We start from the raw sequence: 3,546 nt of genomic DNA on the forward strand, positions 1-3,546 counted from the left end.
CTACTTTAAATTCTTTAGGGACAACCTTTTCAAGTTTTTGCTCAACAGCAACTACATCTTTACCCATCGCAAATTTGGTGCGGTTTGAAACACGAAAAATATGCGTGTCTACGGCAATGGTCGGCCAGCCGAAAGCTGTGTTGAGCACGACATTTGCGGTTTTTCGGCCAACTCCGGGGAGGGCTTCGAGGGCTTCGCGGTTTTCGGGCACAATGCCATTATGTTGATCAACCAATATTTGGCACATTTTGTACACGTTTGCGGCTTTTGAATTAAATAACCCAATGGTTTTTATATAATCGCGAAGTGCATCGTGGCCGATATCTAAAATGGCTTGTGGGGTATTAGCAACCGGAAATAATTTACGGGTAGCTTTATTTACCCCGACATCTGTGGCTTGTGCGGAGAGCGTAACAGCCACTAGTAGCTCAAATGGGCTTGAGTATTCAAGCTCGGTTTCTGGGTGTGGGTTTTGCTCGCGCAAACGCGAGAGTATTTGGTGACGTTTTTCTTTATTCATGCAACTTAAAACGCATTAGCTAATAGCGCTAAAGCGTTTTCCCCTTAAGTTAAGCTAGTAACACGTGCGCGTGGGCCTTTTTCGGCAGCAGGCGGCGTTACCTGTTTTGATTTTATTTGTGCGTCAATAACATTTTTTGCTGCTATTAGCAGCCCAAGCCCTAAAAAGGCACCTGGGGGCAAAATAGCGAGTAAAAACTGGCTATCGAAACTAAATATTTCCAAGCGTAGGCTTTGTGCCCATGGCCCTAGGAGCAAATCGGCGCCATCAAATAATGTACCTTGGCCTATCAGTTCACGCATTGCACCTAGCACTAACAGCACGGCCATAAAGCCTAAGCCCATCATTAGGCCGTCGAACGCAGACAGGTGAACAGGATTTTTAGAAGCATACGCCTCTGCACGGCCAATAATGGCGCAGTTAGTCACGATAAGTGGAATAAATATGCCTAGTGATTGATACAAGCCAAAGGTATACGCATTCATAAGTAGCTGAACTATGGTCACAAAGCCTGCAATAATCATTACAAATACCGGAATACGAATGTCTTTAGGCACCCAATTACGTACAATAGAAACGGTAACATTAGAGCCTACTAAAACTAATAAAGTAGCTAACCCTAGGCCAAGTGCGTTGGTTACCGTTGATGTAACAGCTAAAAGCGGGCATAAACCGAGCAGCTGCACGAGCGCTGGGTTATTGGCCCATACGCCTTCTTTGTATAAGGTTTTTAACTCACTCATGGTGTTACCTCTTGGCACGCATTAGGCTGTTTAAAAATGGCGTCAAAGTTAGCTTTTGCAAATAATACGGCATTTTTTACCGAGCCAACCACGGCGCGAGGCGTAATTGTTGCGCCGGTGAATTGGTCAAACTGGCCGCCATCTTTTTTTACCGCCCAACGGGCATCGTCTTCATTTTGAACCGTTAAATCGTTAAATGTAGTGATCCACAGCGACTTTTTAACCTCTACTTTATCACCTAGGCCGGGCGTTTCTTCGTGCTTAGTGGTACGTACGCCGGCAATGGTGCCATCAGCAAGTACGGCGGTTAATAAGTTAATATCGCCACTGTAACCACTAGGTGTTACGTGCCTGATTACAAGTGCAACAGGTTGCTGATTTTTATAAGCGCGGTAAATAACTTGCTCGGGGTAAGGGCCAAGTTGTTCGTCGCTCATAATTACGCAATTTGTATTGAGCTGATTATCGTAGCTGCGTGGGTTTAATACCTCTTGTAATTGTGAGGTTAATTGCAGGCGTTCTTGCTCGGCAATTTTATCGGCGGTGAATGCATCAATTGAGGCAACTAAGCCTGTTGTTATCAGTGCAAAGGCCGTTAATATCGCGCCATTTTTAGCCATTGATGAAATAATCATTTTACTGCTCCGTGGCCATAAGTGCGTGGTTGGGTGTAGTAATCAATCAGCGGTACAGCAATATTAATTAATAATACGCTAAAGGCTACCGCATCAGGGAAACCACCAAAGGTGCGAATCAAATACACCAACAAGCCAATTAACGCGCCATAGATTAGGCGCCCTTTATTGGTGGTTGCAGCTGAAACAGGGTCAGTGGCGATAAAAAATGCGCCCATCATGGTCGCGCCACTTAATAAGTGAAAGACCATACCTGGCTCGGTACCTGGCGCAGCAATATAGCCAATGGCACTGCACAGCGCTAGTGAGCCTATAAAGCTGACTGGAATATGCCAGTTTATAATTTTAGCTTTTAAAAGGTATAAACCACCGGCTAAAAAGCCTAGGTTAACCCATAGCCAACCAAGCCCAGCCCATTGAGAAAAAATTGGTTTTTGCATGCTTTCGCTAACCGTTAGACCATGTGCTACATCAGTTTTAACTGTATCAAGCGGGGTGGCCATGGTGAGGCCATCAACGCCGGCACGGACTTGATCAACACTAAAACCCAGCGCCGTAAAGTCGGTAAATATAAGACGTAATTGGTCAATAAAACCAATTGGGGCATTAAGTAAATCGGTAACGGGTAACCACGCGGTCATCTGTACCGGAAACGAGATTAAAAGAAGTACGTATGCGGCCATTGCTGGGTTGAATAAGTTAAACCCAAGCCCACCATAAAGTTGCTTTACAATCACAATGGCAAATAAACAGCCAATAATAATGACCCACCAAGGCGCCAGCGGCGGAATACTCAGTGCTAACAGCACACCAGTAAGCCATGCACTACCATCACTCAATGCAGGCCAAATAGGGCGTTTGCGCATTAACATAATGGCTGCTTCAAATACGCTTACAGCAACAAGTGCCAGTACTAACTGAATAAGTACGCCAGTCCCAAAAAATACCACTTGTGCTATTAGTCCAGGAATACACGCAGCAATGACGGTTAGCATTAAGCGCGTTAACGACTTATGGCTATGGTTGTGCGGCGAACTGGCCATGGTTAATTTCATGACTGATCATTTCCTTCTTTTTGTAACTTTTTAGCTTTGGCGCGCGCTATTGCGGCGGCCACGGCGGCTTTTTTCTTCTCTGCTGCAGTTTGCTCAGAGTCTGAACCGTTGCTGGTTTGTGGCTCATTGCTTTGTTCAGGTGCGCTGTGTTCACTTGGTGCTGATTGCTCAGCTTCTTTAGCGGCTTTTTTAGCTTTAGCGCGGGCAATAGCAGCAGCTACGGCGGCTTTTTTGTCATCAGCTGGAGGGCTTACTTGTGAGTTTTCAGGCTCAACATTACTTGTTTTCTCAGCAGCATTTGGTTCAGCTGATTGCTGGGTTTGCTCAGCCGCTTTAGCGGCTTTTTTAGCTTTAGCGCGGGCAATAGCCGCAGCTACGGCCGCTTTTTTGTCATCAGCAGGAGGGCTTACTTGTGAGTTTTCCGGCTCAGCATCACTTGTTTGCTCAGCTGTACTGGGTTCATCTAATTGCTGGGTTTGCGCAGCCGCTTTAGCGGCTTTTTTAGCTTTAGCACGGGCAATAGCCGCAGCTACCGCAGCTTTTTTATCATCAGCTGGGGCGATTGCTTCATCGTTTTTTGGCTCAGCGCTTTG

The 3,546-nt window shown here is 45.9% G+C and carries 4 protein-coding genes and 1 pseudogene; all 5 read right to left on the reverse strand.

The genetic code is table 11. The features are described 5' to 3' along the window. On the reverse strand, window positions 1-520 hold a 520-nt coding region (gene nth / locus AN391_RS19675; RefSeq protein ID WP_055016958.1), incomplete at its 3' end, for an endonuclease III. Window positions 521-564: 44 nt separating this feature from the next. Then, the gene (locus AN391_RS19680; protein ID WP_055016959.1) at window positions 565-1,263 is read right to left on the reverse strand and encodes an electron transport complex subunit E; all 699 of its coding nucleotides are present in this window, start codon (window positions 1,261-1,263) and stop codon (window positions 565-567) included. Further along, on the reverse strand, window positions 1,260-1,898 hold the full coding sequence (gene rsxG / locus AN391_RS19685) for an electron transport complex subunit RsxG (RefSeq protein ID WP_055016960.1): 639 nt from the start codon (window positions 1,896-1,898) through the stop codon (window positions 1,260-1,262). Before rsxG ends, AN391_RS19680 begins: the two co-directional genes overlap by 4 nt. After that, a complete protein-coding gene (gene rsxD / locus AN391_RS19690; RefSeq protein WP_055016961.1) occupies window positions 1,895-2,953 on the reverse strand; it encodes an electron transport complex subunit RsxD in 1,059 nt (352 codons plus the stop codon). Before rsxD ends, rsxG begins: the two co-directional genes overlap by 4 nt. After that, window positions 2,950-3,546: pseudogene (locus AN391_RS19695) on the reverse strand (electron transport complex subunit RsxC); the annotation flags it as partial. The pseudogene AN391_RS19695 and the gene rsxD, both read right to left, overlap by 4 nt.

This window comes from Pseudoalteromonas sp. P1-13-1a, from assembly GCF_001401875.1.
In the GTDB taxonomy this organism is placed as follows: domain Bacteria; phylum Pseudomonadota; class Gammaproteobacteria; order Enterobacterales; family Alteromonadaceae; genus Pseudoalteromonas.

What these genes read in the sequence shown, in the direction of transcription:
- rsxD (WP_055016961.1), bottom strand. Translation starts at nt 2,953, where the DNA reads ATGAAATTAACCATGGCCAGTTCGCCGCACAACCATAGCCATAAGTCG.
- rsxG (WP_055016960.1), bottom strand. Translation starts at nt 1,898, where the DNA reads ATGATTATTTCATCAATGGCTAAAAATGGCGCGATATTAACGGCCTTT.
- AN391_RS19680 (WP_055016959.1), bottom strand. Translation starts at nt 1,263, where the DNA reads ATGAGTGAGTTAAAAACCTTATACAAAGAAGGCGTATGGGCCAATAAC.